A 25,274-nucleotide genomic window follows, 5' to 3' on the forward strand; every position below is an offset into this window, starting at 1 on the left:
ACCTGCCGAGAAGGGGGTTTGACCATGAATGAGATTGACCGTGAGATCGGGCTAGTCCTTTTGAAGCGACTGTGGCAACGGGATTTCATATCAGAGGAACTGTATTATTCCGCCTGCCGTTCCCGTGTTCTTGACAGGAAGTATTTTTCTGGTCATTTTGAAGAGAAAATTTTACAAGAACAGAGGGAGGACTGGCGGTATGATGCCCATTAGAAGGCTGAGGGAACAGCTGCGGAGGGGAAAGTCCATCTATGACCTTTCGCTGAGGGTTACATATTATGCCCGCGTATCCACGGAGAAAGTGGAGCAGCAGGGAAGTTTGGAGAACCAGGTCCAGTACTACACGGAATTCATCCAGAAAAATCCCAACTGGACCTTGGTACAGGGGTATGTGGATGAGGGAATCTCAGGGACCAGTACCTATAAGCGGGAGAGCTTTTTGCGCATGGTCGACGACGCTCACCGGGGCCTCTTTGACTTCATCATCACCAAAGAGATCTCTCGTTTTTCCAGAAGCACGCTGGACAGTATCCAGTACACACAGGAGCTGCTGGACGCCAATGTGGGCGTTCTCTTTCAAAACGATAACATCAATACCCTGGACACCGACAGCGAGTTTCGTTTGGTGGTGATGGCTGGAGTGGCTCAGGATGAAGTGCGAAAGCTGTCTGAGCGCCTGAAATTCGGGTTCCGGCAGTCCATCAAGAATGGCCATGTGCTGGGCAACAATCGCCTGTGGGGGTACGATAAGAAAAACTGTAAGTTGACCATCATCCCGGAGCAGGCTGAGGCGGTACGGCTCATTTTTGAACTTTACGCCACCGGGAAGTATGGAATCCGAAAGATTTCCCAGGAGTTGACCAGGCGAGGACACACCAGCCTGCTGGGCAATGCGTTCAACCAGCTGACCATCAAGCACATTCTGACCAACCCAAAGTACAAAGGGTGGTACTGCGGCAACAAGACTCAGTCGCTGGACTACCGCACCAAAAGGAAGGCCTTTTTGGACGAAAGCGAATGGGTTATGTACCCAGATCCCAACATCCCGGCCATTGTCTCGGAAGAGTTGTGGGATCAGGCAAATGCCATCTTCAAGCAGCGAAGCCGCGAGGTTCGTACAAAATCTACCAGCTATCACAACCGTTATCCATACAGCGGGAAAATTATCTGCGGCAGACACGGCACCAGCTTCCATCGTCAGTCCTTTCAGACACAGAAAGGAGAGACGGAGTTCTGGCGCTGCAAGACCTACCGCCAGAAAGGAAAGGAGGGGTGCGACCTGCCGGGCATCCGTACCCATGAAGTAGATCTGGTCTTGGCCGACCTGTTTGAGAAGGTCGTTACAGAGAAAAAACAGATCATACGGTTGGTACTGGACAGCATTGGGGAAACCTCCTGCGACATAGATTACTTTGCTCAGATCGGGCGGATCGATGTACAGATCAGTCAGATCGAGGAGAAGAAAGATAAGCTGCTGGAGCTGAGCATGGCGGACGCCATTACCATCCAGGAGTTTAAGGAACGAAACGGACGCTTCAATCGTCAAATTTCTGCTCTGCAGGAACAGAGAATGTCTCTGTGTCAACAAGAACAAAGGAAAAAAAGTACGGAGGTCGACCCAAAACTCCTGGAAGAAGCCCTGTGGGAGGAATTGAACTTCACAAACGGGATCCACTCCGAAGTAGTGGCAGCCATACTGGATCACATTGTGGTACTGGAGCAAAGCGACGATAAGCAACTTTATTTAGAGATCTATCTCCGGCTGGGGCAGCAGGCTTCAGCCCATTTTCAGCGGGGCGGATCAGTCTCTTGCAATAATCCTTTAAGAAGTACTATACCCCCAACGGGGACCAGGACGACCTGATCTCCATTGGTACCATTGGCCTGATTAAAGGGATTGGTACCTTTAAACCAGATAAAAAAGTACGGCTGGCCACCTATGCGTCCCGCTGCATTGAAAATGAGATCCTTATGCATTTTCGTGCCCAGCGTAAGACCCAGGGGGAGGTATCCCTGTCGGATGCCATTGATGGAGACGGGGACGGGAATTCGCTTTCACTGATGGATACCATTAGCGTGGATGACGATATGCTGGAGGAGCTGGATGCTAGAGACGCGTGTATTCAGGTGCGGGAATGTGTCAAACGGTGCCTGGATGCCCGGGAGGCCGCTATTATTACCCTCCGTTATGGGCTCAATGACCGTAAGCCCTTGACTCAGCGGGAGGTAGCCGCCCAATGCGGCATTTCGCGGTCCTATGTATCCCGCATTGAAAAAAAGGCGTTGAAAAAGCTGGAGACAGCAATGGGGACCCAGCGGTAGGACTTTACGCAGGGGTAATAATTGGGTTATAATAACAATAGTTGTTTTACCCTCGTGCAGATGGCAAAATTATTCTGACTTTTGTGCAATAAAATGCCTGTGTTTTGCATTCTACCAATGGGAGGAGAGGAAACTATGCTGATCCTGCTGGATACCATGGCGGAGGAGAGCCGCCGGGCGACCGCTCCGGATGTGCTGGAGCCGTTGCTGGTCAGGATGCAGACCGGAGAGCAGGGGGCCCTGGCGGAACTCTATCACCATACCCGGACCGCTGTATACGGTCTTGCCCTCTCCTATCTTAAGAATACTCATGACGCGGAGGATGTGACGCAGGATACCTTTGTGCGGGTGTGGGAAAACGTCCATCAATACCAGTCCCGCGGCACACCGCTGGCGTGGGTACTCACTGTTGCCCGTAATCTGGCGCTAATGAAGCTGCGGGAGCGGGGCAAAACGGAGGAACTGGAGCCGGAATCCTGGGAACGGCTGGCCGCGGACAGCCCTCTGGTAACGGTGGAGGACCGGCAGGTACTCCGGGCCGCGCTGGAAGGTCTGACCGATGAGGAGCGCCAGGTAGTGACCCTCCACGCGGTCACCGGCTGGAAACATAAAGAGATCGCGCATTTGTTGGATCTGCCGCTGTCTACGGTGCTGTCGAAGTACCGCCGGGCATTGCAGAAGCTGCGGACCATACTGGAAGGGGGTGAGAAACCGTGAACGATCAGGAACTGGAGCGTAAACTCCATGCTGTACTGGAGCACGCCGCGCCTGACGATGTGGAGGCGGTGCTTGCTCGCTTGGGACCCCAAAATGGGAAGATCATTCCGATTTCCGCACCCAAACGGCGAAAGCACATCCTACCCTGGATCGCGGCTGCCTGCCTGGCGCTTGCCATTGGCGGCGGTGTGGCCGGAGTGCGGTATCAGCAGGCCAACGCGGTAGCCTCTGTGGTTTCCCTTGACGTGAATCCCTGTGTCCGGCTGGAGGTGAACCGGGCGGAAAAGGTTCTTTCCGCTATCCCGGTCAATGATGATGCCAATCAGATTCTGGACGGTATGGACTTGACCGGTACCGACCTGGATGTGGCGGTCAATGCCATTATCGGCTCTCTGCTGAAGCATGGATATGTGGATGAACTGGCCAATTCCGTACTGGTCTCGGTGGAGGATGATGATCTGACCCGGGGCGCCGCGCTGGAAGAGAAGCTGACAGGAGAGATTTCCCAGGTCTTGGAGTCGGCTTCTATTAACGGCGCCATCCTGTCCCAGAGCTTCGCTACAGACGATACCTTACAGCAGAAGGCGGAAGAATACGGAATCTCTCAGGGCAAGGCCGCATTGATCCAGACGTTGGTAGACAGCAGTTCCCACCTGACCTTTGAGTCTCTGGTGGGCTTGTCCATCAATGAACTGAACCTGTTGGCCAATTCCGAGGCCGCTGCCGACCTGACGGGCCAGAGCGGTGAGCAGGAAATCATCCGTTCTATTGGCACCGCAAGCCAGGGCGGCTATGTGGGCGTGGATGCCGCCACCCAGACGGCGTTGACTCATGCAGGCGTTCAGCGGACCAAGCTGGACTACCTGGAAGCTGACTATGACTATGAAGATGGCCGGATGGTTTATGAGGTAGAATTCAGCGTGAATGGTATAGAGTATGAGTATGATATCGACGCAGCCACCGGCGCTATTATCAAGGCGGAGCGGGAGGGACAGACCCAACAGCCGCAGGGCGGTTCCTCCGGTACCATCAGCAGTCAGCAGGCCAGAGAGATTGCCCTGTCCAATGCCGGTGTAGCGCTGGCAGAGGCGGCGGAGCTGGAAGTGGAATTGGACGACGGCTGCTATAAGGTAGAGTTTAAAGCAGGCGGATATGAATATGAGTACAAGATCAGCGTTACCGACGGCAGCATCCTCGGAGCCGAACGGGATGACTGAACAGAGTGTTTTCAAAAATCGGGCAGCCATAGGGCTGCCCGATTTTTTTGCATAAAGAGGATACCTTCCTCCCTTGACAACCTATACCCCTATGGGTATAATGTGGGTGAAGATACCTGTGGGGGTATAGGAGGCGAATAATATGAAAAAACTGGAGGCCATATTAGAGTGGGGCGGTGTCCGCAAGGATATCACACTGCTCATTCTTTCCGGACTGGCTCTGTTAGCCAGCATTCTGTGGGAAGGGATGCTGCCGGTAGACCCGGCCTGGATAGCCATTGTGCTGTGCGGCCTGCCCATCCTTTTGGAGGCTGTTATCGGGCTGATCACTGCTTTTGACATCAAGGCTGATGTACTGGTTTCTATCGCTCTGGTGGCATCGGTGGTTATCGGGGAGCACTTTGCTGCCGGTGAAGTGGCACTCATTATGCAGCTAGGGGCTCTGTTGGAGGATATGACGGTGGCCCGAGCCCGAGCGGGCATTGAAAAGCTGGTGAAACTGACACCCCGCACTGCCCGTCGCTTGACCGGCTGCGGCGAAGAGGTGGTGCCCGCGGAGACGGTTCAGGTAGGGGAATTGCTGCGGGTACTGCCTGGTGAGACCATTCCTGTGGATGGGATCATAAGGGACGGGCGCACCTCTGTGGATCAGTCGATCATGACGGGAGAATCTTTGCCGGTGGACAAGGCTCCGGGCGACCGGGTTTCCAGCGGCACGGTTAACCAATATGGAGCCTTTACCATGGAGGCTGCCCGGGTGGGGGAGGACAGTTCCATCCAGCGGATGGTGCGGCTGGTGCAGTCGGCTGATGCAGGCAAAGCGAAAATCGTGGGATTGGCTGATCGATGGGCCACCTGGATCGTGGTGATTGCTCTGTCTGCCGCCGTTATCACCGGCTTTGTTACTGGGGAGCTGATCCGGGCTGTGACCATTTTGGTGGTATTCTGTCCCTGCGCGCTGGTGCTGGCTACCCCCACCGCCATTATGGCGGCCATTGGCAACGCCACTCGCCACGGGTTCCTGATACGGGAGGGAGATGCGCTGGAGCGGTTGGCCGGAGTCTGCTGTGTGGCGTTTGACAAGACAGGTACTCTGACATTAGGACAGCTGCGGGTGATGGCGGTACTCCCCTTGAACGGGCGGACGGAGGAACAAGTGTGGGCCGGGGCCCTGGGCCTGGAGTCCTGGTCGGAGCATCCTCTGGGCAAAGCGGTTACCGCTGATGGACGGGAGCGATTTCCTGGGCTGATCCTGAAGGGGGAGAGGGTGGAGGTGCTGCCTGGCCTGGGCCTGAAGGGCGTCGTGGAAGACAGAAACCTATGGGCAGGCAATCTGGCGCTGATGGAGCAGTTGGGTGTGCCCATGCCCCAGGAGGCGGAGGACTTTGTTCAGGCCCGGCTGGACGAGGGGTGTACCCTTATCTATCTGGCGGAGGAAGGAACGCTGATTGGGGTGATGGCGCTGGCCGACACCCTGCGGCCCGATGCGGCGGAAACCATCCGGGCGGTAAAAAAGGCCGGTGTGCAGCCTGTGCTGCTGACAGGGGATCATCCCAGTGCTGCCGGGTACGTCGCGGGGTTGCTGAATATCCGGGAGGTGCAGGCAGGCTGCCTGCCGGAGGACAAGCTGAGCTGGATCGCCCGGACACAGGAAAAGGGCAGCCCGGTGTGCATGATCGGTGACGGTATCAACGACGCCCCCGCGCTGAAGCGGGCTATGGTGGGAATCGCTATGGGGAGCGTGGGCAGCGATATTGCCGTGGACGCCGCCGATATGGCCCTGGTGGGGGACGATCTGCGGCAGCTGCCCCATCTGCTTCGGCTGGCCCGGCGAATGATGGTCACCATCAAGTGCAATCTGACCTTCTCCATGGCGCTGAACTTTGCAGCCATTGCCCTGGCCATTACCGGTATTCTGAATCCTGTGGTAGGAGCGCTGGTTCACAATGCGGGCTCAGTGGTGGTTATTGTCAATTCCGCCCTGCTGCTGCGGTGGCACAAAGGGGCGTAAAAGGGGAAAAGGGGCACTGTTCCCGCTTTTTAGAAGGCGGGAACAGTGCCCTTGGCAATTTTTACAGGAAGGGAGGGAGAGAATACGAATAATTTGAAAAACTTTAGCCTAACCTCTATGCAAAAATGGAAAACTATATTAAAATAAGATAGCATGATTTTCCGAAAAGGGGTTGAACATATGAGTGAACCGCAGTTCAAGCGGGTTCTTCTGAAGCTCAGCGGCGAGGCCCTCGCCGGTGAGGCCAGCCGGGGCCTGGATTTCGATGTCATCGGCAGCGTTTGTGACGTGATCAAAAAGTGCGTGGCAGTTGGTGTTCAGGTGGGAATCGTGGTTGGCGGGGGTAATTTCTGGCGTGGCTTGAAAGACGGCGGCGACCGGATGGAGCGTACCCGCGCTGACCATATGGGAATGCTGGCTACCACCATCAACGCACTGGCGGTGGCCGACGTGCTGGAGCAGAAGGGTGTGGACGTGCGGGTACAGACCGCCATTGAGATGCGGTCCATCGCCGAGCCTTACATTCGTTCCAAGGCCATCCGGCATATGGAGAAGGGCAGAGTGGTCATCTTTGGCTGCGGTACCGGCAATCCCTTCTTCTCCACCGATACGGCGGCTGTGCTACGGGCGGCGGAAATTGACGCTGACGCCATTCTGCTGGCCAAGAACATCGACGGTGTGTATTCCGCCGACCCCCGCAAGGATCCCACCGCGGTAAAGTATGATACCATTACCTACGACGACGTGCTGGCTCAGCATCTGGAGGTAATGGATTCCACCGCCACTTCTCTGTCCATGGACAACAAGATCCCGGTGATTCTGTTCGCGCTCAAGGACCCCGAGAATATTCTGCGTGTGGTCATGGGTGAAAAAATCGGAACCATCGTCAAGGAGGAACCGTGAAATGAAAGAACTCAACAAAGATTTTGACGCCAAGATGAAAAAAACCATCGACGTAGTGGTGAGTGATTTCGCCAGTGTCCGCGCCGGCCGGGCCAATGCTGCTGTACTGGATAAGATCACGGTGGACTACTACGGCGCTCCCACCCCCCTGAATCAGGTGGCCGCCATTTCTTCTCCCGACCCCCGCTCTCTGATGATCCAGCCTTGGGACGGCACTCTGCTGAAGGCCATCGAGAAGGCCATTCAGACCTCTGATCTGGGCATCAATCCTCAGAATGACGGCCGTGTGATTCGTCTGTCCTTCCCCCAGCTCACCGAGGAGCGCCGTAAGGAACTGACCAAGCAGGTGAAGAAGTACGGTGAAAACGGCAAGGTGGCCATCCGCAATATCCGCCGGGACGCTATGGAGAAGTTCAAGGCCCTGGAGAAAAAGGGCGAGATGACCGAGGACGACCGCAAGGACTATGAAAAGGAGCTCCAGGATCTGACTGACAAGCGGTGCAAGGAGATCGACGAGCTGACCGTCAAAAAAGAAGCGGAACTAATGGCGGTATAACACCAAATAAGAGACATGGTGCGGGATGCGAAACGTGTCCCGCACTGGTGTCGTATAGGCGGGTTGAACATGGCATTATTCAAACCGAAGGCGGCGCAGGTCCAGGTGGATTTTGACCACCTGCCCCGTCATGTGGCGATCATCATGGACGGCAACGGCCGTTGGGCCAAGCGCCGGGGGCTGCCCCGCACGGCGGGCCACGCGGCAGGCGCGGAGACCTTCCGTACCATCGCCACATACTGTCAGAAGATCGGAATTGAATATCTGACGGTATATGCCTTCTCAACGGAGAACTGGAAGCGGCCTCTGGAGGAGGTCTCCGCCATCATTGGACTGCTGAAAAAGTATCTGTTGGAGTCCATTGAGAAGATGGAGCGGGATAGGATCCGTCTTCGCTTTTTCGGAGACCTGGAGGCACTCCCTCTGGAACTGAGAGAATTGACGGTTCGTACCGACGATATCTCCACACACTATGATGGTATGCAGGTCAATGTGTGCTTCAATTATGGTGGACGGGATGAGATCGTCCGGGCGGCCAGGGCCTTTGCGGCAGAGTGTGCGGCAGGGAAGAAGGACCCCGCGCAGCTGACAGAGGCGGATTTTTCCGGCTATCTCTATTCTGCCGGGGTACCCGACCCGGACCTGGTGATCCGGCCCAGCGGAGAGGTGCGGATCTCCAACTTCCTGCTGTGGCAGTCGGCCTACGCGGAATTCTATTATACCGACGTGCTGTGGCCCGACTTTAATAAGGAAGAGCTGAACAAGGCGCTGGCGGCCTATCAGGGCCGTTCCCGCCGCTATGGAGGTGTCTGAGTGGTCAAGCGAATCATGGTGGCGGTGGTCTGTATACCGCTGCTGGCGGCAGCGGTATACGGTGTCTCACCGGTCTATCCGGTCATCCTGCCCATTCTGGTGGCCGGATTGTCTATGATCGCGGTGCATGAGGTGCTGTGGTCCACCGGATTTCTCAAGCACACCCGTATTTCCGGCTATTCCATTGTTTTGGCTGGCCTCATTCCGTTTTGGGTCTATTATAGCGGCAAATTGACGCCAGCCCTGGCCGGAATGTTTGTCTATATGGTGCTGCTCTTTGCCGAGGCCATTGGCAGCCACAAACGTATTACGCTGGAGAAGATGGGAGGCGCTTTTTTCCTCACCATCATCATTCCTTTTTTCCTCTCCTCGCTGCTGCGGATCCGGCTGATGGAGCACTGGATGGCGCTCATTATTCTGCCCTTTGTGGTGGCTTTTCTCAGTGATGCCTTCGCGCTCTTTGCCGGCATGGCCTTCGGCAAGCATAAGCTGGCGCCTGAGCTCTCTCCCAAAAAGACAGTGGAGGGTGCTGTGGGCGGCTTTGCCGGCGCCATCATCTGTACGGTGATCTACGGTGTCGTTCTCCAGTTTGGTTTCTCCATGCAGGTCAACTACCTGTATCTTGTGATATACGGTGCGCTGGGCAGTGTTGTGTCTCAGCTGGGCGACCTGTCTTTTTCCTATATCAAGCGGGAGTACGGCATCAAGGATTTCGGCAATATTTTCCCCGGTCACGGCGGTGTGCTGGATCGCTTTGACAGTGTGATCTTCTGCGCGCCCCTGATTGAATTGCTGATCCTATTCCTGCCCGCTGTGGGAGGCTGAACACATGAGCAACTGCATTTCTTTGCTGGGTTCTACCGGCTCCATCGGGCGGCAGTCACTGGAAGTGATTGCCGCCTGTGGCATGACGGTGGCTTCCTTGACCGCCAACCGGGACGTAGAGCGGATGGAGGCTCAATGCCGCCAGTTCCGGCCACGGCTGGCCGTCATGATGGACCCTGCCGCCGCCGCTGATCTGCAAACCCGATTGGCGGATACGTCCATCCGGGTGGCCTCCGGTCCCGATGGACTGGTGGAGGCGGCCACTATGGAGGAGGCGGACACTGTCCTCACCGCTGTGGTGGGGATGGTGGGACTGGTGCCTACTCTGGCGGCGGTCCGTCAAGGCAAGCGTATCGCACTGGCCAATAAGGAGACCCTGGTGTGCGCCGGCGAGCTGGTGATGGACGGGGCGGACAAATACGGCGCGGAGATCGTGCCGGTGGACTCCGAGCATTCCGCCATCTTCCAGTGTCTCCAGGGCAGCCAGGATAGGGGAGAGGTGAAACGCCTTATCCTCACCGCCTCCGGCGGGCCCTTCTGGGGTTGGGATAAGGAGGCCGTTGCCTCCGCCACGGTGGAGCAGGCCCTGAAGCACCCCAACTGGTCGATGGGCGCCAAGATCACTGTGGACTCCGCTACGCTCATGAACAAGGGCCTGGAGTTTATCGAGGCCATGCGGCTCTATCGGATGCCGCCGGAAAAAATCTCGATTGTGGTCCACCGGGAGAGCATCATCCACTCCCTGGTGGAATACTGTGATAACGCGGTGCTGGCCCAGCTGGGGGTGCCTGATATGCGCCTGCCCATCCAGTACGCCCTGACCTGGCCCGCCCGCACTGAGGCGGTGGCGAAGCCGCTGGACCTGCTGTCCTGTCCGCCGCTGACCTTCCATGCTCCGGACTATGAGGCGTTTCCCTGCCTCTCCCTGGCGCTGGAGGCCGCCAGAACAGGCGGCACAGCCACCGCCATCCTTAACGGAGCAAATGAGGCGGCGGTGGGCCTTTTTCTGGCGGGGCAGATCTCCTTTGGCGACATTGCCAAGCGGGTGGAGCGGGCTCTGTCCCAGGTGCCTGTGGTCCAGGCCCCCACACTGGAGGACGTATTGGAAGCAGACAAAGCGGCCCGTCAGGCGGCGGGCAAGTAATCTGAGTTTGAGGTGTCTATGAACGTACTTTCCATTGTGCTGATCATTCTGTTTTTCGGGCTGCTGATTGCCATCCATGAATTTGGTCACTTCATTGCCGCCAAGCTGATGGGCGTGAAGGTGAACGAGTTTGCCATTGGCATGGGCCCCAAGCTGTTTTCAAGGGAGAAAGGTGAGACGCTTTACAGCTTGCGCGCCTTTCCCATCGGCGGTTTCTGTGCCATGGAGGGAGAGGGGGAGTCCTCCGACGATCCCCGGGCCTTCGGCAACAAGGCGGGCTGGAAACGGCTCATCATTTTGGTGGCTGGTGCGTTCATGAATTTCCTGGCCGGCGTGGTGCTTATTCTTGTTATCATGGCCCTGGCGGGAAGCCCCTCTATGCCGGTGGTTACCGGCTTTATGCCTGGGGCAGAGGATATTGCTCAAACCGGACTTCAGCCGGGGGATCAGTTTTACTCCATTGACGGACACCGCATTTACTTCAATAATGATGCCTTCATTTTCCTCCAGCGCGCGGGGGATCAGGTCGATGTGGTGGTGCTGCGGGACGGTGAGAAGGTGGACCTTGGGACCATTGACCTGCCTTACCGCCAGCTCACCGATGAAAACGGCAACCAGGTCATGAAGCGTGGTGTTTATCTGGGGGAATTCCAGGAGGATACCCCCCTGACCCTGCTGCGGAACACCTGGTATCAGTCGGTGGATTACGTCCGCATGGTATGGATGGGCCTCGGCGACCTGATCACCGGCGCGGTGGGCCTCAACGATATGTCGGGCGTCATCGGTATTGTGGCGGTGGCGGGCGACGTGGGCCAGGCAGGCGCCGCAGCGGCAGGCCTGTTCGGTCTGCTCATCAACATTCTGGATTTCACCGCTCTGATTGCCATTAACCTGGCGGTGATGAATCTGCTGCCCATCCCGGCCCTGGACGGCGGACAGATCCTTTTTGTATTTGTGGGCGGGATCTACCGGCTCATTACCAAAAAGAAAATGAACGAAAAATACCTGGGCTATGTGAATGCCGTAGGATTTTTTTGCCTCATCGCCTTAATGGTGGTGGTGGCCATCAATGATGTCATGAAGCTGTTTTAGCGGGAGGGATACCAATGACCAGACAGATCCTTGTGGGCGGCGTTCCGGTGGGGGGCGGCGCTCCGGTCACCATTCAGTCCATGACCAATACCCGTACTGACGATGTGGGGGCCACGGTGGATCAGATCCTCCGACTGGAGGAGGCGGGGTGCCAGATCATCCGGGTAGCTGTGCCCGACTTGGCGGCGGCCAAAGCCGTGGGGGCCATCAAGGCCGGTATCCATATCCCGTTGGTGGTGGATATCCACTTTGACTATAAGCTGGCTCTGGCCTGTGTGGAGGAGGGGTGCGACGCGGTGCGCATCAATCCCGGCAACATCGGTGGGGAAGATCGGGTGAAAGCGGTGGCGGAAGCCTGTAAAGCAAGGAGCCTTCCCATTCGCATCGGCGTCAACGGCGGCTCTCTGGAGAAGCCCCTGCTGGCCAAGTACGGCGGGGTAACCCCCGAGGCCCTGGTGGAATCCGCCTTCGGTCACATTGCTCTGCTGGAACAGTATGATTTCCACGATATCTGTATCTCTCTTAAATCCTCATCGGTGGTCACCACCATGGCGGCCTACAAGCTGATGAGCGAGAAAAGTGATTATCCTTTACACCTTGGCGTTACTGAGACGGGCACCACCCGTATGGGTACCATCAAATCCGCCATCGGCATCGGGGGCCTGCTGGCTCTGGACATTGGCGACACCCTGCGAGTGTCTTTGTCCGCCGATCCGGTGGAGGAGGTGTACGCTGCCAAGGATATCCTGAAAGCCCTGGGTATGGTGGCCAACGAGCCCAATCTGGTGTCCTGTCCCACCTGCGGCCGCACCCGCATCGACCTGATCGGTTTGGCCCACCAGGTAGAGGAGCGGCTGAAGGAGGTCCACAAGCCCATTACCGTGGCGGTGATGGGCTGTGTGGTAAACGGCCCCGGCGAGGCCTCCGCCGCCGATGTGGGTATTGCCGGCGGACAGGGGGAGGGTCTTCTGTTTCGCAAGGGCGAGATCGTGAAAAAGGTCCCCCAGGAGCAGCTGGTGGACGAGCTGTTTACCCTGATCGACCAACTGTAAAGCAGGAGCGTGTCCTATGCCTGAAGCACAAAAGATCCCATTTTTAAAACTGTTTTCCGCCTGGCGGCCCGGTCCGGAGCTGACGGAAATGACCAAGGACTATCTGGTCACCCGGGCGGTCATTGATAAGCACACCCGGTCCATCAAGGCCCAGGTGGAGTGTGGCAATCCGCCCCCGGATGGACTGCGCCACCGAATCGAGCGCAGTATCGCTCTGGCCTACCGTGTGGAGCAGGTGCTGCTGGAGATGGCTGTCCCGACTGGGGATGGGTCTGCTCCTGCGCCGGAAGCGCCCCGGAAGCCTGCGGCAGCCGCTCCGGCTTTGGAGCAGCCGACTCCCGTTCAGCAGCCCCAAAAGCCGCCGGTGGAGGACGATGCTGCCGCTGCTTTCCGCCGTACCGAGGAGATCCGCCGCAGGGCCCTGGAGAGCCTGAAGGTGGCCCGCCCGGCGGAGAAAAAGGCGCCCAAAGAGGGAAAAGGAAAACTACTTTACGGACGCCATGAGATCAAGAAGGACCCCATTCCAATGGGCACCCTGGATCTGGATATGGGCACCGTCATTGTAGAGGGCGATGTATTCGCGGTGGAGCACCGGGAGCTGAAAAAGCGGGAGGCCTGGGTGGTGTCCTTTGACGTAACGGACTACACCGGCTCTGTGCGGATCAATAAGTTTTTCCCCGGCGACGAGGGTAAGCCCCTGGTGGAGGGTGTGAAAAAAGGCCAGCATCTTTTTATCCAGGGTAAGCTGAATATCGACCGCTTTACCGGCGATATGGTGCTGGAGCCCTTTGCTGTGATGGAGGGCAAGAAGGAGCCTAAAACTGACGACGCCCCGGAGAAGCGGGTGGAACTCCACCTCCACACCAATATGTCGGCCATGGATGCCCTTACCGCTGTGGGCTCCAAGATGGACTCGCCCATCGGCGTGGACAAGAACGTGGTGAAGCGGGCAGAGCGGTGGGGCCACCGGGCGATTGCCATCACCGACCACGGCGTGGCCCATTCCTTCCCCAACGCCTGGCACTCCGCCAAGAACATCAAGATCCTCTACGGCGTGGAGGCCTACTTTATCAACGACGTGGATGACCGGGTTGTCATTCATGGCGACAAGGATCAGGACTTTACACAAGATATCGTTTGCTTTGATATTGAGACCACCGGCCTGGACAAGCGCACCGAGGCCATCACTGAGATCGGCGCCGTGGTGCTGCGGAACGGGGAAGTGGTGGAGCAGTTTTCCACTTTCGCTGACCCCGGCCGGCCCCTGACTCGGGAGATTACCCAGCTCACCGGCATCACGGATGAGATGCTGAAGGGGGCCCCCTCCCAGGAGGAGGCGGTCAACGCCTTCCTGGACTTCGTGGGGGACCGGCCTCTGGCCGCTCACAACGCGGAGTTCGACATGGGCTTCATCGGAGAGGCCTGCCGCCGGATGGGCCGGCCCTTTGAGAACACCTCTCTGGACAGCCTGATCCTGGCCCAGAATCTGCTGCCCGACCTGGGCAAGTATAAGCTGGACATTGTAGCCAACCATCTGAATCTGCCCGCCTTCAACCATCACCGGGCCTATGACGACGCGGCCACGGTGGGCTATATGCTGGTACCCTTCTTCCGGATGCTGGCCGACCTGGGGGTGCATACCCTCCAGCAGATCAATCCGGCCATGTCCAAGCTCCGCTCCGGCGGCAAGGCCAAGCGGCAGCCCAAGCACCTCATTGTGCTGGCCAAGAATCAGCTGGGCCTGCGGAACCTCTATAAGCTGATCTCCGCCTCCTATCTGGACCACTTCAAGCGGTATCCCATTATGCCCAAGAGCCTCATCAACCAGCACCGGGAGGGGCTCATCATTGGCTCGGCCTGCGAGGCTGGCGAGCTGTTCCAGGCGATCGTCAAGCGGAAGGAGTGGAACGAGCTCAAGCGCATTGCCTCCTGGTACGACTTTCTGGAGATCCAGCCCCTGTGCAACAATGCCTTTATGCTCCGCAAGGGGATGGTGAAGAGCCAGGAGGAGCTGCGGGACTTCAACCGCACGGTGGTGGCTCTGGGCGAGGCGCTGGACAAGCCGGTGTGCGCCACCGGCGACGTCCATTTCCTGGACCCGGAGGACGAGATCTACCGCCATATCCTGCTGGCCTCCAAGGGTTTTGACGACGCCGACTCGCCTCTGCCCCTCTACTTCAAGACCACCCAGGAGATGCTGGACGAATTTGCCTACCTGGGCAAGGAGAAGGCTTACGAGGTGGTGGTACGCAACACGAACATGATTGCCGACTGGTGCGAGGATGTGGTGCCTCTGCCCAAGGGCCTGTTCGCGCCCAAGATCGAAAACTCCGCTGAGGAGCTGACCCGGCTGGTATGGGATAAGGCAAAAGCCCTTTACGGCGAGGAACCGCCCCAGATCGTGGTGGACCGGATCAACGCCGAACTGGGTGATATTATCAAGTGTAAGTACGACGTGATCTATATGTCGGCCCAGAAGCTGGTGCAGGACTCCCTGGACCATGGCTATCTGGTGGGCTCCCGTGGTTCGGTGGGCTCCTCTCTGGTGGCATTCATGTCGGGCATCACCGAGGTGAACTCGCTGCCGCCCCACTACCGCTGCCCCAAGTGCAAGCACTCCGACTTTGAGATCGCCAAGGAACTGGGCATCGGCTGCGGCGCCGATATGCCGGACGCCAACTGCCCGGTGTGCGGCACTCCCTATGAAAAGGATGGCTTCAATATTCCCTTTGAGACCTTCCTGGGCTTTGGCGGCGACAAGGTGCCCGATATCGACCTGAACTTCTCCGGCGAATATCAGTCCAGCGCCCACCGCTATACCTTTGAATTGTTTGGCCAGACTCACGTGTTCCGGGCGGGCACCATTGGTACGGTGAAGGATAAGATCGCCTTTGGCTATGTGAAACACTACCTGGACGACCATGGTCTCCACGGCACCCGTGCGGAAGAGAACCGGCTGTCCCTTGGGTGCAGCGGTGTCAAGCGCACCACCGGCCAGCACCCCGGCGGCATGGTGGTTATTCCCCAGAACCGGGAGATCTACGACTTCTGTCCGGTGCAGCATCCCGCTGACGACCCCAACAGCGACATCATCACCACCCATTTTGAATATCACTCCATGGAGTCCAACCTGCTGAAGCTGGATATGCTGGGCCACGATGATCCCACCATGATCCGTATGCTTCAGGACCTGACAGGGGTGGACCCTCAGAAGATCCCTCTGGACGACAAGGACACCATGAGTATCTTCACCTCCTCCAAGGTGCTGGGCTTTGAGGATGACCCCATTCTGGGTCCCACCGGCGCTGTGGCCATTCCTGAATTCAACACCAAGTTCACCCGCGGAATGCTCATGGACACCCAGCCCCACCAGTTCGACATCCTCCTGCGCCTGTCCGGCTTTTCCCACGGCACCGATGTGTGGCTGGGCAATGCCCGGGACCTGATCGTGGATCAGGGTATCCCCGTTGGCCAGGCCATCGGCTGTCGTGACGATATTATGATCTTCCTCATCTCCTGCGGAATGCCGGAAAAGCGCTCCTTCAAGATCATGGAGGCGGTGCGAAAGGGAAGAGGCCTGCCCGACGGTGCGGAGGAGGAGATGAAGGCCGCCGGTGTGCCCGACTGGTATATCGGCTCCTGTAAGAAGATCAAGTACCTGTTCCCCAAGGCCCACGCGGTGGCTTATGTTATGATGGCCTTCCGCATTGCCTGGTTCAAGGTTCACCACCCCCTGGCCTTCTACGCCGCCTTCTTCTCCATCCGGGCCAAGGCCTTCGACGCCACCTGTATGTGTATGGGCATGGATGTGTGCAAGGCCAAGATGAAGGAGATCGAGAGCAAGGAGAAGCCCACCCCCGTGGAGGAGGATACCCTGGTCACCCTGGAAGTGGTGTACGAGTTCTACCTCCGGGGCTTTACCTTTGAGCACATGGATCTGTACCGCTCCCACGCCGTCAACTTCCTGCCCGATATGGAGAAGGGGACTCTGCTGCCGCCCTTTACCTCCATCCCCGGCCTGGGTGAGACGGCGGCCCTGTCCATTATGGAGCAGCGGCAGGGTAAGCGGTTCATCTCCATCGAGGAATTCTCCGCCGCCTGCCCCAAGGTGTCCAAGACCCACATCGAGCAGCTGAAAGCAGTGGGTGCCCTGGACGGTATGCCCGACACCAGCCAGATTACACTGTTCGATGGATTTTAGGAAGGGCATACCGTCTCCCCGCCGCTAATGCGGCGTTCGAGGGTTTTGCCACAGGCAAAACCTCGATGCCGGGCAAATTGATTTTGCCCGGCAGATGGGGTGAAGTTGGACCCCACAAGGGGCGTGCCCCTTGTGGGTATGCCCGACACCAGCCAGATTACACTGTTCGATGGATTTTAGGAAGGGCATACCGTCTCCCCGCCGCTAATGCGGCGTTCGAGGGTTTTGCCACAGGCAAAACCTCGATGCCGGGCAAATTGATTTTGCCCGGCAGATGGGGTGAAGTTGGACCCCACAAGGGGCGTGCCCCTTGTGGGTATGCCCGACACCAGCCAGATTACACTGTTCGATGGATTTTAGGAAGGGCATACTGTCCTCCTTCGTGGGCTTGTATTTTGTCTGGAAAAATGATACCATAAACCCATCCTATCATATAAATGAGGTGTGTGACCATGTTGGATCAAAAGGTTGCTGAGCTGCTGAATGTACAGGTGAATAAGGAATTCTACTCCGCCTATCTGTATCTGGACTTTTCCATCTACTATGACGAGATCGGGCTGGATGGCTTCTCCAACTGGTATAAGGTACAGGCCCAGGAGGAGCGGGACCATGCCATGCTCTTCCTCCAATATTTGCAAAATAACGGCTGCAAGGTCACCCTGGACACGATTCAGAAGCCGGACAAGGAACTCAAGGACAAGCTGGAGGTACTGGAGTTCGGCCTGGAGCATGAGCGCTATGTCACCAGCCTGATCCATAATATCTACGAGGCTGCCCAGGCCGCCAAGGATTTCCGAACCACTCAGTTCCTGGACTGGTTCGTCAAGGAGCAGGGTGAAGAGGAAAAGAACGCGGAGGACATGATCAAAAAGATGAAGCTCTTTGGAGATGACGCCAAGGGCTTGTATATGCTTAACAGTGAAATGGCTGCCCGGGTCTATAGCGCCCCCAGTCTGGTTCTTTAAGCGATTGCAGCGGGCAGCCCCACCTGGGGGCTGCCCGTATTTTATTTGGTTGGCACTTGACAAAATACGGATGCTATAGTATATTAGCGTGGTAAATCGATAAAGTGAGGGGCGTGATCCCGTGAAATTCAACAGTAACACCCCCGAGGGTACCCGGGACCGGCTGTTTGCCGAGTGTCAGGAGCGGCGGCAGGTCCAGGCCAAGCTGACCCGCCTGTTCCGCCAGCGGGGCTTTTTGGAGGTCTCTACTCCGGAAACTGAGTTCTACGACCTCTTTGCCTGGTCAGGCAGCGCCATCCCACAGGAGCGCATGATTAAGGTGGGGGACCCCAGCGGTAAGTTCTGCGTCATGCGGCCCGACTCTACCACTCCCATTGCCCGGGTGGCGGCCACAAAACTGAAGACGATGGCCATGCCTCAGCGGCTGTACTACGATCAGACAGTATACCGGGCCAACCCCGCCCACAACGGCGGCAGTCGGGAGATTCCCCAGTGCGGGGTGGAGCTCATCGGCGCAAAAGGGAAGAAGGCGGACGTGGAGATTATCGTTACCGCCATTGATGCCCTGCGGTGTTGCGGGGCCGCCAGGTTCCATGTAGAGCTGGGTCACGCCGGGTACTTCCGGGAGCTGGCAGGCCGGTTGGAACTGGAGGATTCTGCTGTAGAAGAGATCCGGGCCCTCATCGAGGGCAAGAACTTCGCAGCCCTGAAGGATTTCCTGGAGCCCTACCGGGGCAACCCGGCCTGTGCGGCCCTGGAGCAGCTCAGCCGCCTGTTCGGCGGGGTAGAGGTGCTGGGTCAGGCGGAGCGCCTGGCAGGGAAGACCCCGGCGGTGGACTACCTGTCCGAGCTGTACGACGAACTGTCTGCCGCGGGTTACGGTCCCTACATCCGTTTCGATTTGGGTATGGTCCATCAGATCGATTACTACACCGGCGTAGTCTTCCGGGGCTATGTGGAGGGAGCGGGAGACGCTGTTCTCTCCGGCGGTCGGTACGATAACCTGGTGGGTATCTTCGGCCGGGAGGCCCAGGCCACCGGCTTCGCTGTGGACGTGGACGCGGTGGCCCGCACCCTGCCTGAGATGGTGCTGCCGGTGCTGCGTACCGTGGTCCACTATGAGCCGGGCTATCTGGCCCAGGCCCTGGAAGCGGTGGATGGCCGCCCTGCCGGTACCTGCGAGCTGTCCCCCTGTCGTACGCTGGAGTCCAGCCTGCACCTGGCCCGGGACAAGGGTGCGGAGATGGTGCTGGTTCTGGATAAGGACGGAGAAAGGACGGTGCGGGTATGAGTGAGCGGCTGAAGATCGCCATTACCAAGGGGCGGCTGCTGGATAAGAGCATGGAGCTCTTCGAGGGGGCCGGGCTGGACTGTTCCCCCATCAAAGACCCGGGCCGCCGTCTGGTCCACTGTGTGCCCAACTACCCTCTGGACGCGGTGCTGGCCAAAGCCCCAGACGTCATCACCTATGTGGAGCACGGCGTTTGTGACCTGGGCATTGTGGGAAAGGACACTATTCTGGAAAAGGGTGGCTCCTTCTACGAGGTGCTGGACCTGGGGTTCGGCAAGTGCCGGTTTGCCCTGGCCGTCAAGGCAGGGAGCGATTTCTACGGCACTTACAAGACCCGGCGCATTGCCTCCAAATACCCGGAGGTGACCCGCGCCTTCTTTGCCGGTAAGGGCATGGATGTGGACATCATCAAAATTGAGGGTAGTGTGGAGCTGGCCCCCATTCTGGGACTGGCCGACGCCATCGTGGATATCGTGGAGACGGGGGCCACCCTGAAGGCAAACGGCCTGGTGCCCATTGAAGATGTGGCCCCGGTGTCTGCCCGGCTTATCGTCAATACCGCCAGCATGAAGCTATATAAGAGTCAGATCGAAGATTTTATCGCCCGTTGTGAGGGAGAATTGGAGAAGCGGACATGATTCAGATCGTAAAAGCAGACGGCGCGGCCGAAAAAGCGGTCATTACCGCCATGAAGGCCCGGGCGGCCCAGGCCAATCAGGCCATTGACGCGGTGGCAGCCGAGATCATGGAGACTGTGCGGGAGAAGGGCTTTGAAGCGGTACGGGACTATTCTCTCCGCTTCGACAAGGCCGAGCCCCGGGAAATCACCAGTCAGGAACTTCAGGCGGCCTATAACCGCTGCACGGCGGACCTCATCGCCGCTCTGGAACGGGCGGCCGCCAACATCAGAGATTACAATGAAAAGCTGCTCATCCGCACCATGGAGTGGACTTCCCCTGACGGCGGCGTGGTGGGCCGAGTGGTCCGAGGCCTGACCCGGGTGGGCATCTATGTGCCCGGCGGTACAGCGGCCTACCCCAGCAGCGTACTGATGAACGCCGTGCCCGCCAAGGTGGCTGGGGTGGAGGAGATCGTCATGGTGACGCCCCCCACAGAGAACCTGAATGACGCGGTGCTGGCCGCCGCCAAGATCGCCGGGGTGGACCGGGTGATCGCCGTGGGCGGCGCCCAGGCGGTGGCGGCCCTGACCTACGGGGCGGGCTTCATCCCCCGGGTGGATAAGCTGGTGGGCCCCGGCAACGCCTTTGTGGCCTCCGCCAAGCGGCAGGCCTACGGTAAGCTGGACATCGACATGGTGGCCGGCCCCTCCGAGGTGCTGGTCATTGCCGATGGTAAGGCCAACCCCAAGTTTGTAGCCGCCGACCTGCTGAGCCAGGCCGAGCACGACAAGCTGGCTTCCGCCGTGCTGCTCACCGATTCCATGGAGCTGGCTCAGGCCGTGGACGCTGAAATCGTCCGCCAGACCGGCTATCTCAGCCGCTCCGAGATCATGGAGTGTTCTCTGCGGGACTTTGGCTGCGCCATCGTGTGCGGCAGCCTGGAGGACTGCGCCGCTCTGGCCAATGAGGTGGCCCCGGAACACCTGGAGATCGTCACGGAGGACCCCCGGGCCCTGCTGCCCTCCATCAAGAACGCCGGTGCGGTGTTCTTGGGCGCCTGGTCTCCGGAGCCCCTGGGGGACTATCTGGCCGGGCCCGACCATGTGCTGCCCACCAGCGGCACCGCCCGGTTCTTCTCGCCCCTCAGTGTGGACAGCTTCCTCAAGACCATGAGTATCATCCAGTATGATCAGGCCAGTCTGGCCCCCATTAAGGACCAGATCATCACGCTGGCCAAGAGCGAAAAGCTCACCGCCCACGCCAACTCCATCAAGGTGCGGTTTGAGTAAAGGAGAATGACCATGAGAACAGCCCAAGTGACCCGCACCACCAAGGAGACCGATATCCGCCTGACCCTGTCTCTGGAGGGAGGAGGGGTGGATGTCCACACCGGCATCGGCTTTTTCGATCATATGCTGACGGCTTTCGCCTTCTATGGTGGGCTGGGCCTGGAACTCTATGTCAAGGGAGATCTGGAGGTGGATGGGCACCATACCGTGGAGGATGTGGGTATCGTGCTGGGCCAGGCCATACGGCAGGCCCTGGGGGACCGGAAGGGCATCCGGCGTTTTGCCTCCGCCTTCATTCCTATGGATGAGGCTCTGTGTTTTACCGCCCTGGACTTCTCCAACCGGCCCTTCCTGGTGTTTGACGCCGAGATGCCCCAGCCCATGATCGGAGGCTATGACTCCTGCCTTACCGAGGAGTTTATGAGGGCCTTCGCAGTGAACAGTGGATTAACGTTACATATGAAGTGCCACTACGGAAAGAACGCCCACCATATTACCGAGGCCCTGTTCAAGTCCCTGGGTGTGGCGGTCAAGGAGGCCGTGCAGATCACCGGTACCGGGGTCACCTCCACCAAGGGGGTGCTGTGATGGGCTATACCGCTATCGTGGATTACGGCGTGGGCAATCTGAAGAGCGTCACCAACGCCATGGACTATCTGGGTTTGAACACCTGCATCACCAGCGATCCCAGGGAGCTGGAGCGGGCCGACGCCATCATTCTGCCCGGTGTGGGAGCCTTCCCCGATGCGGCGGACAAGCTGCGGGGGACCGGTCTGGATCAGGTGCTGACGGCCCAGGCGGAACGCAAACCCATTCTGGGCATCTGTTTGGGGATGCAGCTGCTCTTTGACCGGGGTGAAGAGGTGCGGAAGTGTAAAGGACTTGGCCTTGTAGGCGGCTGTGTCCGTAGAATTAAGACCGATCTCAAGCTGCCCCACATCGGCTGGAACAGCCTGAGCTACCCCAACACGTCTCCGCTGTTTGCAGGGGTGGAGGAGGGCAGGTACGTCTACTTTGTCCACTCCTTCTGCGGCGTGGCCGCTGACCCGTCCACCGTCATCGCCCAGACTGACTACGGTACTCCGGTGGTGGCGGCGGTCCAGAAGGGCAATGTGTACGGCTGCCAGTTCCACCCAGAGAAGAGCGGCGAGGTGGGCTTGCAGATCCTGAGAAACTTTGGAGGGCTGAACACATGATTTTATTTCCCGCCATTGACTTGAAAGATGGTAAGGCTGTCCGCCTTTACAAAGGAGATTTCGCAACGGCTCACCAGGTGGCGGACGATCCTCTTGTCACCGCAAAGGCCTTTTACGACGCCGGGGCCCGCCATATCCATATGGTAGATCTGGACGGGGCCCGCAGCGGAGCCCGGCAGAACGGCGCCATTGTGCAGGAGGTGGCCCAGAGCTCCGGCCTGAAGGTGGAGCTGGGGGGTGGCATCCGCTCTATGGCCGATTTGGAGGAGGTTTTTGCCCTGGGGGTGTGGCGGTGCGTCATCGGCTCCGCCGCTGTCAGCCATCCGGAGTTTGTGAAAGAGGCGGTGGCCAAGTACGGTGAGCGTATTGCTGTGGGCATCGACGCCATGGACGGCATCGTCAAGACTGCTGGATGGGAGCAGTCCTCCGGACTCAACTACCTGGACTTTGCCAAGTCCATGGAATCAATAGGTGTAAAGGCTATTATCTTTACAGATATCGCCACCGACGGGATGATGTCCGGCCCCTCCTTTGATCGGCTGACCGATTTGCAGAAGGCGGTAAGCTGCCAGATCGTGGCCTCCGGCGGCGTGTCCTCCAACGGGGATCTGTCCAAGTTGAACGACATGAAATTGTACGGAGCCATCATCGGCAAGGCCTACTACGCCGGAACGGTGGACTTGGCGCAAGCGGTAAAGGAGGCGGGGGAGCAGTGTTAGCCAAACGAATCATTCCCTGCCTGGACGTGCGGGACGGCCGGGTGGTAAAGGGGGTCAACTTCGTCAACATCCGGGACGCCGGCGACCCGGTGGAGCTGGCCAAATATTACTCGGACCAGGGCGCTGACGAAATTGTCTTTCTGGACATCACGGCCACCAGCGACGCCCGGGACACCGTGGCCGACGTGGTGGAGCGCACCGCCGCTCAGGTCTTTGTCCCCCTGACAGTGGGGGGCGGCATCCGTACACTGGAGGATTTTCAGCGGCTGCTGCGGGCGGGGGCGGACAAGATTTCCGTTAACTCCGCCGCGGTGGCCCGGCCTGAGCTGATCTCTGAGGCGGCGGAACGGTTTGGTTCCCAGTGCGTGGTGCTGGCAGTGGACGCCCGCGCCCGGGGAGACGGTACCTGGGAGGTGGTGGTGGCCGGAGGCCGCAAGCCCACCGGCATGGACCTGATCGAATGGGTGAAGAAAGGGGAAACTCTGGGGGCAGGCGAGATTCTGCTCACCTCCATGAATGCCGACGGCACCAAGGCCGGTTTTGATTTGGCCATGACGAAGGCGGTGACCGACGCAGTGTCTATCCCTGTTATCGCCTCTGGCGGCTGCGGCAGTCTGGCCCATTTTGCAGAGGTATTTAAAGAAACCGGGTGTGATGCGGCCCTGGCAGCCTCATTATTCCATTTTGGGGAGTTGACAGTGCCCCAGGTAAAGGAGTATCTTGAAACCAGAAAGATCCCGGTGCGATAACTCACACAAGGGGGAAGATGGTATGCTGGATGACATTTTTGATCTGGTGTCTGACCTGATCGGAGAGACAAACATCAATCAACTGACCGGGCGCAGGCTGCCGGGCGCGGCTCAGCAGCGGAAAGCGGCCAAGCACAACAAGCCGGTATCCGACCGGCCTTTGCCCCGCACATCGCCGGAACAGACAAAGCTGACCGTAAGCAGGGACCGGCGGGGCGGCGAAGATCCCTGGGACTGGAAAGAGGCGAAGCCGCCCTGGGAATTTTGAGGTGATTGTATGATGGATCTGGAGCTTTTGTTTCAGAAATCTGATTTGATTCCCGTCATGATCCAGGACGCGGATACCAAAGACATTTTGATGCTGGGCTTTACCAACAGAGAAGCGGTGGAGCTGACCTTAAAGACCAAAACCGCCTGGTTCTGGTCCCGCAGCCGCCAGAAGCTGTGGAACAAGGGGGAGAGCTCGGGCCACTTCCTCCACGTGAAGAAGGTGGTCACCGACTGCGACACCGACACCCTGCTCTATCTCTGCACCCCGGAGGGCCCCACCTGCCACACTGGGGCACGCAGCTGCTTTTTCAACACGATTTGGGAGGAAACGCCATGAGCGATACCATTTTGCAGGACCTGTACCAGGTGGTGCTGGGCCGCAAGAGCGATCCCCAGGAGGGGTCCTACACCTGCTATCTCTTTGACAAAGGCCTGGATAAGATTCTGAAGAAGGTGGGGGAGGAATGCTCCGAGACCATCATCGCCGCCAAGAACGGCAAGCAGGAGGAGACGGTGGGGGAGATTTCCGACCTCATCTACCACCTGATGGTGATGATGGCCGACCAGAATATCCCTCTGGACGCGGTGCTCTCCGAACTGGAGCGCCGTAGTCATAAGATCGGCAATCTGAAACAAATGAAGACTGTGGACCACGAGACTTAACAGATTGTGGCTGTTACAAAAACCGGGTCCTGCCGCCATTGGCGGCAGGACCCGGTTCCTTATTTTACACGTTCGTAGGGGCTGCTGATGTTGGTGCGGCCCAGGATATAGTCGGTGGAGGTGTGGTAGAAGTCGGCCAGCGCCATCAGATGGACCACCGGAATGGTTTGGAACCCACGCTCGTAACGGGAGTATACCGTCTGGCTGATCCCCAGCACCTCGGCAATATCCTTCTGATACAGATCCCTGTCCTCTCGGAGATCGCGTAGCCGCTGAAAAAACATTGCTTTGCCCCCTCGCAATAGTACTTATGAATACTATTGACAATACAACAAGTTCTCATTAGAATGTTTAATACAGTACTTATAAGTACTGTACAGGAGGGCGTGATGGAACTATATCAGGAAATACTGGCTCACATCTTGCAGAATACGACCATGAACATCTCTTTTCCGGAATTGTCATGCGATATCAGTAGGCTTATGGAGCAAAGATGTTATCAGGCCATACAAAAAATCCAGGCGATCTTAAAAGATGATCGCCTGGATGATACAGAATGCTTTCAAAAAATTGAAGAGATTGTGTGTGTATTTGAGGATTTAGGCAGCGGGTGCGGGACCCGACACGACTTTGGGTAAAGGTGCGGCCTTTTGTCCTTC

27 protein-coding genes are annotated in these 25,274 nt (G+C 58.1%); 26 read left to right on the forward strand and 1 reads right to left on the reverse strand.

All coding sequences use genetic code 11. The features are described 5' to 3' along the window. Window positions 1-24 precede the first annotated feature (24 nt). From WHJ28_RS01155 to hisE, 25 genes are all read left to right on the forward strand, one after another. Window positions 25-213: a hypothetical protein gene (locus WHJ28_RS01155; protein ID WP_340039233.1), complete on the forward strand. Its 189-nt coding sequence runs from the start codon at window positions 25-27 to the stop codon at window positions 211-213. Then, window positions 200-1,864 (forward strand): recombinase family protein, encoded by a 1,665-nt coding sequence (locus WHJ28_RS01160; protein ID WP_340039235.1) that lies wholly within the window; start codon window positions 200-202, stop codon window positions 1,862-1,864. Before WHJ28_RS01155 ends, WHJ28_RS01160 begins: the two co-directional genes overlap by 14 nt. A 20-nt stretch (window positions 1,865-1,884) precedes the next feature. Further along, window positions 1,885-2,322: a sigma-70 family RNA polymerase sigma factor gene (locus WHJ28_RS01165; RefSeq protein ID WP_340039472.1), complete on the forward strand. Its 438-nt coding sequence runs from the start codon at window positions 1,885-1,887 to the stop codon at window positions 2,320-2,322. 135 nt (window positions 2,323-2,457) lie between these two features. Continuing rightward, window positions 2,458-3,039: an RNA polymerase sigma factor gene (locus WHJ28_RS01170; RefSeq protein ID WP_340039236.1), complete on the forward strand. Its 582-nt coding sequence runs from the start codon at window positions 2,458-2,460 to the stop codon at window positions 3,037-3,039. Continuing rightward, window positions 3,036-4,256 carry an anti-sigma-I factor RsgI family protein gene (locus WHJ28_RS01175; RefSeq protein WP_340039237.1) on the forward strand — a complete coding sequence of 407 codons (1,221 nt, stop codon included), beginning with the start codon at window positions 3,036-3,038 and terminating at the stop codon, window positions 4,254-4,256. The genes WHJ28_RS01170 and WHJ28_RS01175 overlap by 4 nt, the downstream gene beginning before the upstream one ends. A 142-nt stretch (window positions 4,257-4,398) precedes the next feature. Next, window positions 4,399-6,267 carry a heavy metal translocating P-type ATPase gene (locus WHJ28_RS01180; RefSeq protein ID WP_340039238.1) on the forward strand — a complete coding sequence of 623 codons (1,869 nt, stop codon included), beginning with the start codon at window positions 4,399-4,401 and terminating at the stop codon, window positions 6,265-6,267. 180 nt (window positions 6,268-6,447) lie between these two features. Continuing rightward, window positions 6,448-7,170 (forward strand): UMP kinase, encoded by a 723-nt coding sequence (pyrH, locus tag WHJ28_RS01185; RefSeq protein WP_340039239.1) that lies wholly within the window; start codon window positions 6,448-6,450, stop codon window positions 7,168-7,170. A 1-nt stretch (window position 7,171) separates the two neighbouring features. Next, window positions 7,172-7,726, forward strand: a complete 555-nt coding sequence (gene frr / locus WHJ28_RS01190; RefSeq protein WP_340039240.1) for a ribosome recycling factor — start codon at window positions 7,172-7,174, stop codon at window positions 7,724-7,726. 69 nt (window positions 7,727-7,795) lie between these two features. Then, window positions 7,796-8,539 carry an undecaprenyl pyrophosphate synthase gene (uppS, locus tag WHJ28_RS01195; RefSeq protein ID WP_340039241.1) on the forward strand — a complete coding sequence of 248 codons (744 nt, stop codon included), beginning with the start codon at window positions 7,796-7,798 and terminating at the stop codon, window positions 8,537-8,539. After that, complete coding sequence (locus WHJ28_RS01200) at window positions 8,540-9,364, forward strand: phosphatidate cytidylyltransferase (RefSeq protein ID WP_340039242.1); 825 nt, start codon at window positions 8,540-8,542, stop codon at window positions 9,362-9,364. It abuts the gene before it with no gap. A gap of 4 nt (window positions 9,365-9,368) precedes the next feature. Further along, the gene (locus tag WHJ28_RS01205) at window positions 9,369-10,508 is read left to right on the forward strand and encodes a 1-deoxy-D-xylulose-5-phosphate reductoisomerase (protein WP_340039243.1); all 1,140 of its coding nucleotides are present in this window, start codon (window positions 9,369-9,371) and stop codon (window positions 10,506-10,508) included. A gap of 18 nt (window positions 10,509-10,526) precedes the next feature. Then, window positions 10,527-11,600 (forward strand): M50 family metallopeptidase, encoded by a 1,074-nt coding sequence (locus WHJ28_RS01210; RefSeq protein WP_340039244.1) that lies wholly within the window; start codon window positions 10,527-10,529, stop codon window positions 11,598-11,600. Window positions 11,601-11,614: 14 nt separating this feature from the next. After that, window positions 11,615-12,652, forward strand: a complete 1,038-nt coding sequence (ispG, locus tag WHJ28_RS01215) for a flavodoxin-dependent (E)-4-hydroxy-3-methylbut-2-enyl-diphosphate synthase (protein WP_340039245.1) — start codon at window positions 11,615-11,617, stop codon at window positions 12,650-12,652. A 16-nt stretch (window positions 12,653-12,668) separates the two neighbouring features. Continuing rightward, the gene (locus WHJ28_RS01220) at window positions 12,669-16,853 is read left to right on the forward strand and encodes a PolC-type DNA polymerase III (RefSeq protein WP_340039246.1); all 4,185 of its coding nucleotides are present in this window, start codon (window positions 12,669-12,671) and stop codon (window positions 16,851-16,853) included. 452 nt (window positions 16,854-17,305) lie between these two features. Next, window positions 17,306-17,818: a ferritin gene (locus tag WHJ28_RS01225; RefSeq protein ID WP_340039247.1), complete on the forward strand. Its 513-nt coding sequence runs from the start codon at window positions 17,306-17,308 to the stop codon at window positions 17,816-17,818. A 121-nt stretch (window positions 17,819-17,939) separates the two neighbouring features. Continuing rightward, window positions 17,940-19,109, forward strand: coding sequence for an ATP phosphoribosyltransferase regulatory subunit (gene hisZ / locus WHJ28_RS01230; protein WP_340039249.1), 1,170 nt, complete (start codon window positions 17,940-17,942; stop codon window positions 19,107-19,109). Further along, window positions 19,106-19,747: an ATP phosphoribosyltransferase gene (hisG, locus tag WHJ28_RS01235; RefSeq protein ID WP_087333857.1), complete on the forward strand. Its 642-nt coding sequence runs from the start codon at window positions 19,106-19,108 to the stop codon at window positions 19,745-19,747. The genes hisZ and hisG overlap by 4 nt, the downstream gene beginning before the upstream one ends. Further along, entirely contained in the window at window positions 19,744-21,018 is a 1,275-nt protein-coding gene (hisD, locus tag WHJ28_RS01240) for a histidinol dehydrogenase (protein ID WP_340039250.1), read from the forward strand. The genes hisG and hisD overlap by 4 nt, the downstream gene beginning before the upstream one ends. 12 nt (window positions 21,019-21,030) lie before the next feature. Beyond that, complete coding sequence (gene hisB / locus WHJ28_RS01245; protein WP_340039251.1) at window positions 21,031-21,606, forward strand: imidazoleglycerol-phosphate dehydratase HisB; 576 nt, start codon at window positions 21,031-21,033, stop codon at window positions 21,604-21,606. Beyond that, window positions 21,606-22,214, forward strand: coding sequence for an imidazole glycerol phosphate synthase subunit HisH (gene hisH / locus WHJ28_RS01250; protein WP_340039252.1), 609 nt, complete (start codon window positions 21,606-21,608; stop codon window positions 22,212-22,214). Before hisB ends, hisH begins: the two co-directional genes overlap by 1 nt. After that, a complete protein-coding gene (gene hisA / locus WHJ28_RS01255; protein WP_340039253.1) occupies window positions 22,211-22,933 on the forward strand; it encodes a 1-(5-phosphoribosyl)-5-[(5-phosphoribosylamino)methylideneamino]imidazole-4-carboxamide isomerase in 723 nt (240 codons plus the stop codon). The genes hisH and hisA overlap by 4 nt, the downstream gene beginning before the upstream one ends. Beyond that, window positions 22,927-23,682: an imidazole glycerol phosphate synthase subunit HisF gene (gene hisF, locus WHJ28_RS01260; protein WP_340039254.1), complete on the forward strand. Its 756-nt coding sequence runs from the start codon at window positions 22,927-22,929 to the stop codon at window positions 23,680-23,682. The genes hisA and hisF overlap by 7 nt, the downstream gene beginning before the upstream one ends. A gap of 22 nt (window positions 23,683-23,704) precedes the next feature. Continuing rightward, entirely contained in the window at window positions 23,705-23,950 is a 246-nt protein-coding gene (locus WHJ28_RS01265) for a hypothetical protein (RefSeq protein WP_340039255.1), read from the forward strand. A gap of 9 nt (window positions 23,951-23,959) precedes the next feature. Further along, a complete protein-coding gene (hisI, locus tag WHJ28_RS01270; RefSeq protein ID WP_425461091.1) occupies window positions 23,960-24,289 on the forward strand; it encodes a phosphoribosyl-AMP cyclohydrolase in 330 nt (109 codons plus the stop codon). Further along, entirely contained in the window at window positions 24,286-24,615 is a 330-nt protein-coding gene (gene hisE / locus WHJ28_RS01275; protein ID WP_204704727.1) for a phosphoribosyl-ATP diphosphatase, read from the forward strand. Before hisI ends, hisE begins: the two co-directional genes overlap by 4 nt. 59 nt (window positions 24,616-24,674) lie before the next feature. Here hisE and WHJ28_RS01280 read toward each other — a convergent pair whose 3' ends face one another. Continuing rightward, window positions 24,675-24,899: a helix-turn-helix domain-containing protein gene (locus tag WHJ28_RS01280; RefSeq protein ID WP_340039256.1), complete on the reverse strand. Its 225-nt coding sequence runs from the start codon at window positions 24,897-24,899 to the stop codon at window positions 24,675-24,677. Window positions 24,900-25,004: 105 nt separating this feature from the next. Here WHJ28_RS01280 and WHJ28_RS01285 point away from each other — a divergent pair, with 105 nt between their 5' ends. Beyond that, window positions 25,005-25,253 (forward strand): hypothetical protein, encoded by a 249-nt coding sequence (locus WHJ28_RS01285; protein ID WP_340039257.1) that lies wholly within the window; start codon window positions 25,005-25,007, stop codon window positions 25,251-25,253. The last annotated feature ends 21 nt before the right edge of the window (window positions 25,254-25,274 follow it).

The sequence above is a fragment of the Flavonifractor porci genome (genome assembly GCF_037572415.1).
In the GTDB taxonomy this organism is placed as follows: Bacteria; Bacillota; Clostridia; order Oscillospirales; family Oscillospiraceae; genus Flavonifractor; species Flavonifractor porci.

Coding starts and splice junctions, on each gene's coding strand:
- WHJ28_RS01205 (WP_340039243.1), top strand. CDS start 9,369: ATGAGCAACTGCATTTCTTTGCTGGGTTCTACCGGCTCCATCGGGCGG.
- WHJ28_RS01280 (WP_340039256.1), bottom strand. CDS start 24,899: ATGTTTTTTCAGCGGCTACGCGATCTCCGAGAGGACAGGGATCTGTAT.
- hisB (WP_340039251.1), top strand. CDS start 21,031: ATGAGAACAGCCCAAGTGACCCGCACCACCAAGGAGACCGATATCCGC.
- WHJ28_RS01160 (WP_340039235.1), top strand. CDS start 200: ATGATGCCCATTAGAAGGCTGAGGGAACAGCTGCGGAGGGGAAAGTCC.
- WHJ28_RS01180 (WP_340039238.1), top strand. CDS start 4,399: ATGAAAAAACTGGAGGCCATATTAGAGTGGGGCGGTGTCCGCAAGGAT.
- uppS (WP_340039241.1), top strand. CDS start 7,796: ATGGCATTATTCAAACCGAAGGCGGCGCAGGTCCAGGTGGATTTTGAC.
- WHJ28_RS01220 (WP_340039246.1), top strand. CDS start 12,669: ATGCCTGAAGCACAAAAGATCCCATTTTTAAAACTGTTTTCCGCCTGG.
- WHJ28_RS01170 (WP_340039236.1), top strand. CDS start 2,458: ATGCTGATCCTGCTGGATACCATGGCGGAGGAGAGCCGCCGGGCGACC.
- hisA (WP_340039253.1), top strand. CDS start 22,211: ATGATTTTATTTCCCGCCATTGACTTGAAAGATGGTAAGGCTGTCCGC.
- hisG (WP_087333857.1), top strand. CDS start 19,106: ATGAGTGAGCGGCTGAAGATCGCCATTACCAAGGGGCGGCTGCTGGAT.
- WHJ28_RS01210 (WP_340039244.1), top strand. CDS start 10,527: ATGAACGTACTTTCCATTGTGCTGATCATTCTGTTTTTCGGGCTGCTG.
- hisI (WP_425461091.1), top strand. CDS start 23,960: ATGATGGATCTGGAGCTTTTGTTTCAGAAATCTGATTTGATTCCCGTC.
- hisD (WP_340039250.1), top strand. CDS start 19,744: ATGATTCAGATCGTAAAAGCAGACGGCGCGGCCGAAAAAGCGGTCATT.
- frr (WP_340039240.1), top strand. CDS start 7,172: ATGAAAGAACTCAACAAAGATTTTGACGCCAAGATGAAAAAAACCATC.
- WHJ28_RS01265 (WP_340039255.1), top strand. CDS start 23,705: ATGCTGGATGACATTTTTGATCTGGTGTCTGACCTGATCGGAGAGACA.
- hisE (WP_204704727.1), top strand. CDS start 24,286: ATGAGCGATACCATTTTGCAGGACCTGTACCAGGTGGTGCTGGGCCGC.
- ispG (WP_340039245.1), top strand. CDS start 11,615: ATGACCAGACAGATCCTTGTGGGCGGCGTTCCGGTGGGGGGCGGCGCT.
- WHJ28_RS01155 (WP_340039233.1), top strand. CDS start 25: ATGAATGAGATTGACCGTGAGATCGGGCTAGTCCTTTTGAAGCGACTG.
- WHJ28_RS01225 (WP_340039247.1), top strand. CDS start 17,306: ATGTTGGATCAAAAGGTTGCTGAGCTGCTGAATGTACAGGTGAATAAG.
- hisH (WP_340039252.1), top strand. CDS start 21,606: ATGGGCTATACCGCTATCGTGGATTACGGCGTGGGCAATCTGAAGAGC.
- WHJ28_RS01285 (WP_340039257.1), top strand. CDS start 25,005: ATGGAACTATATCAGGAAATACTGGCTCACATCTTGCAGAATACGACC.
- pyrH (WP_340039239.1), top strand. CDS start 6,448: ATGAGTGAACCGCAGTTCAAGCGGGTTCTTCTGAAGCTCAGCGGCGAG.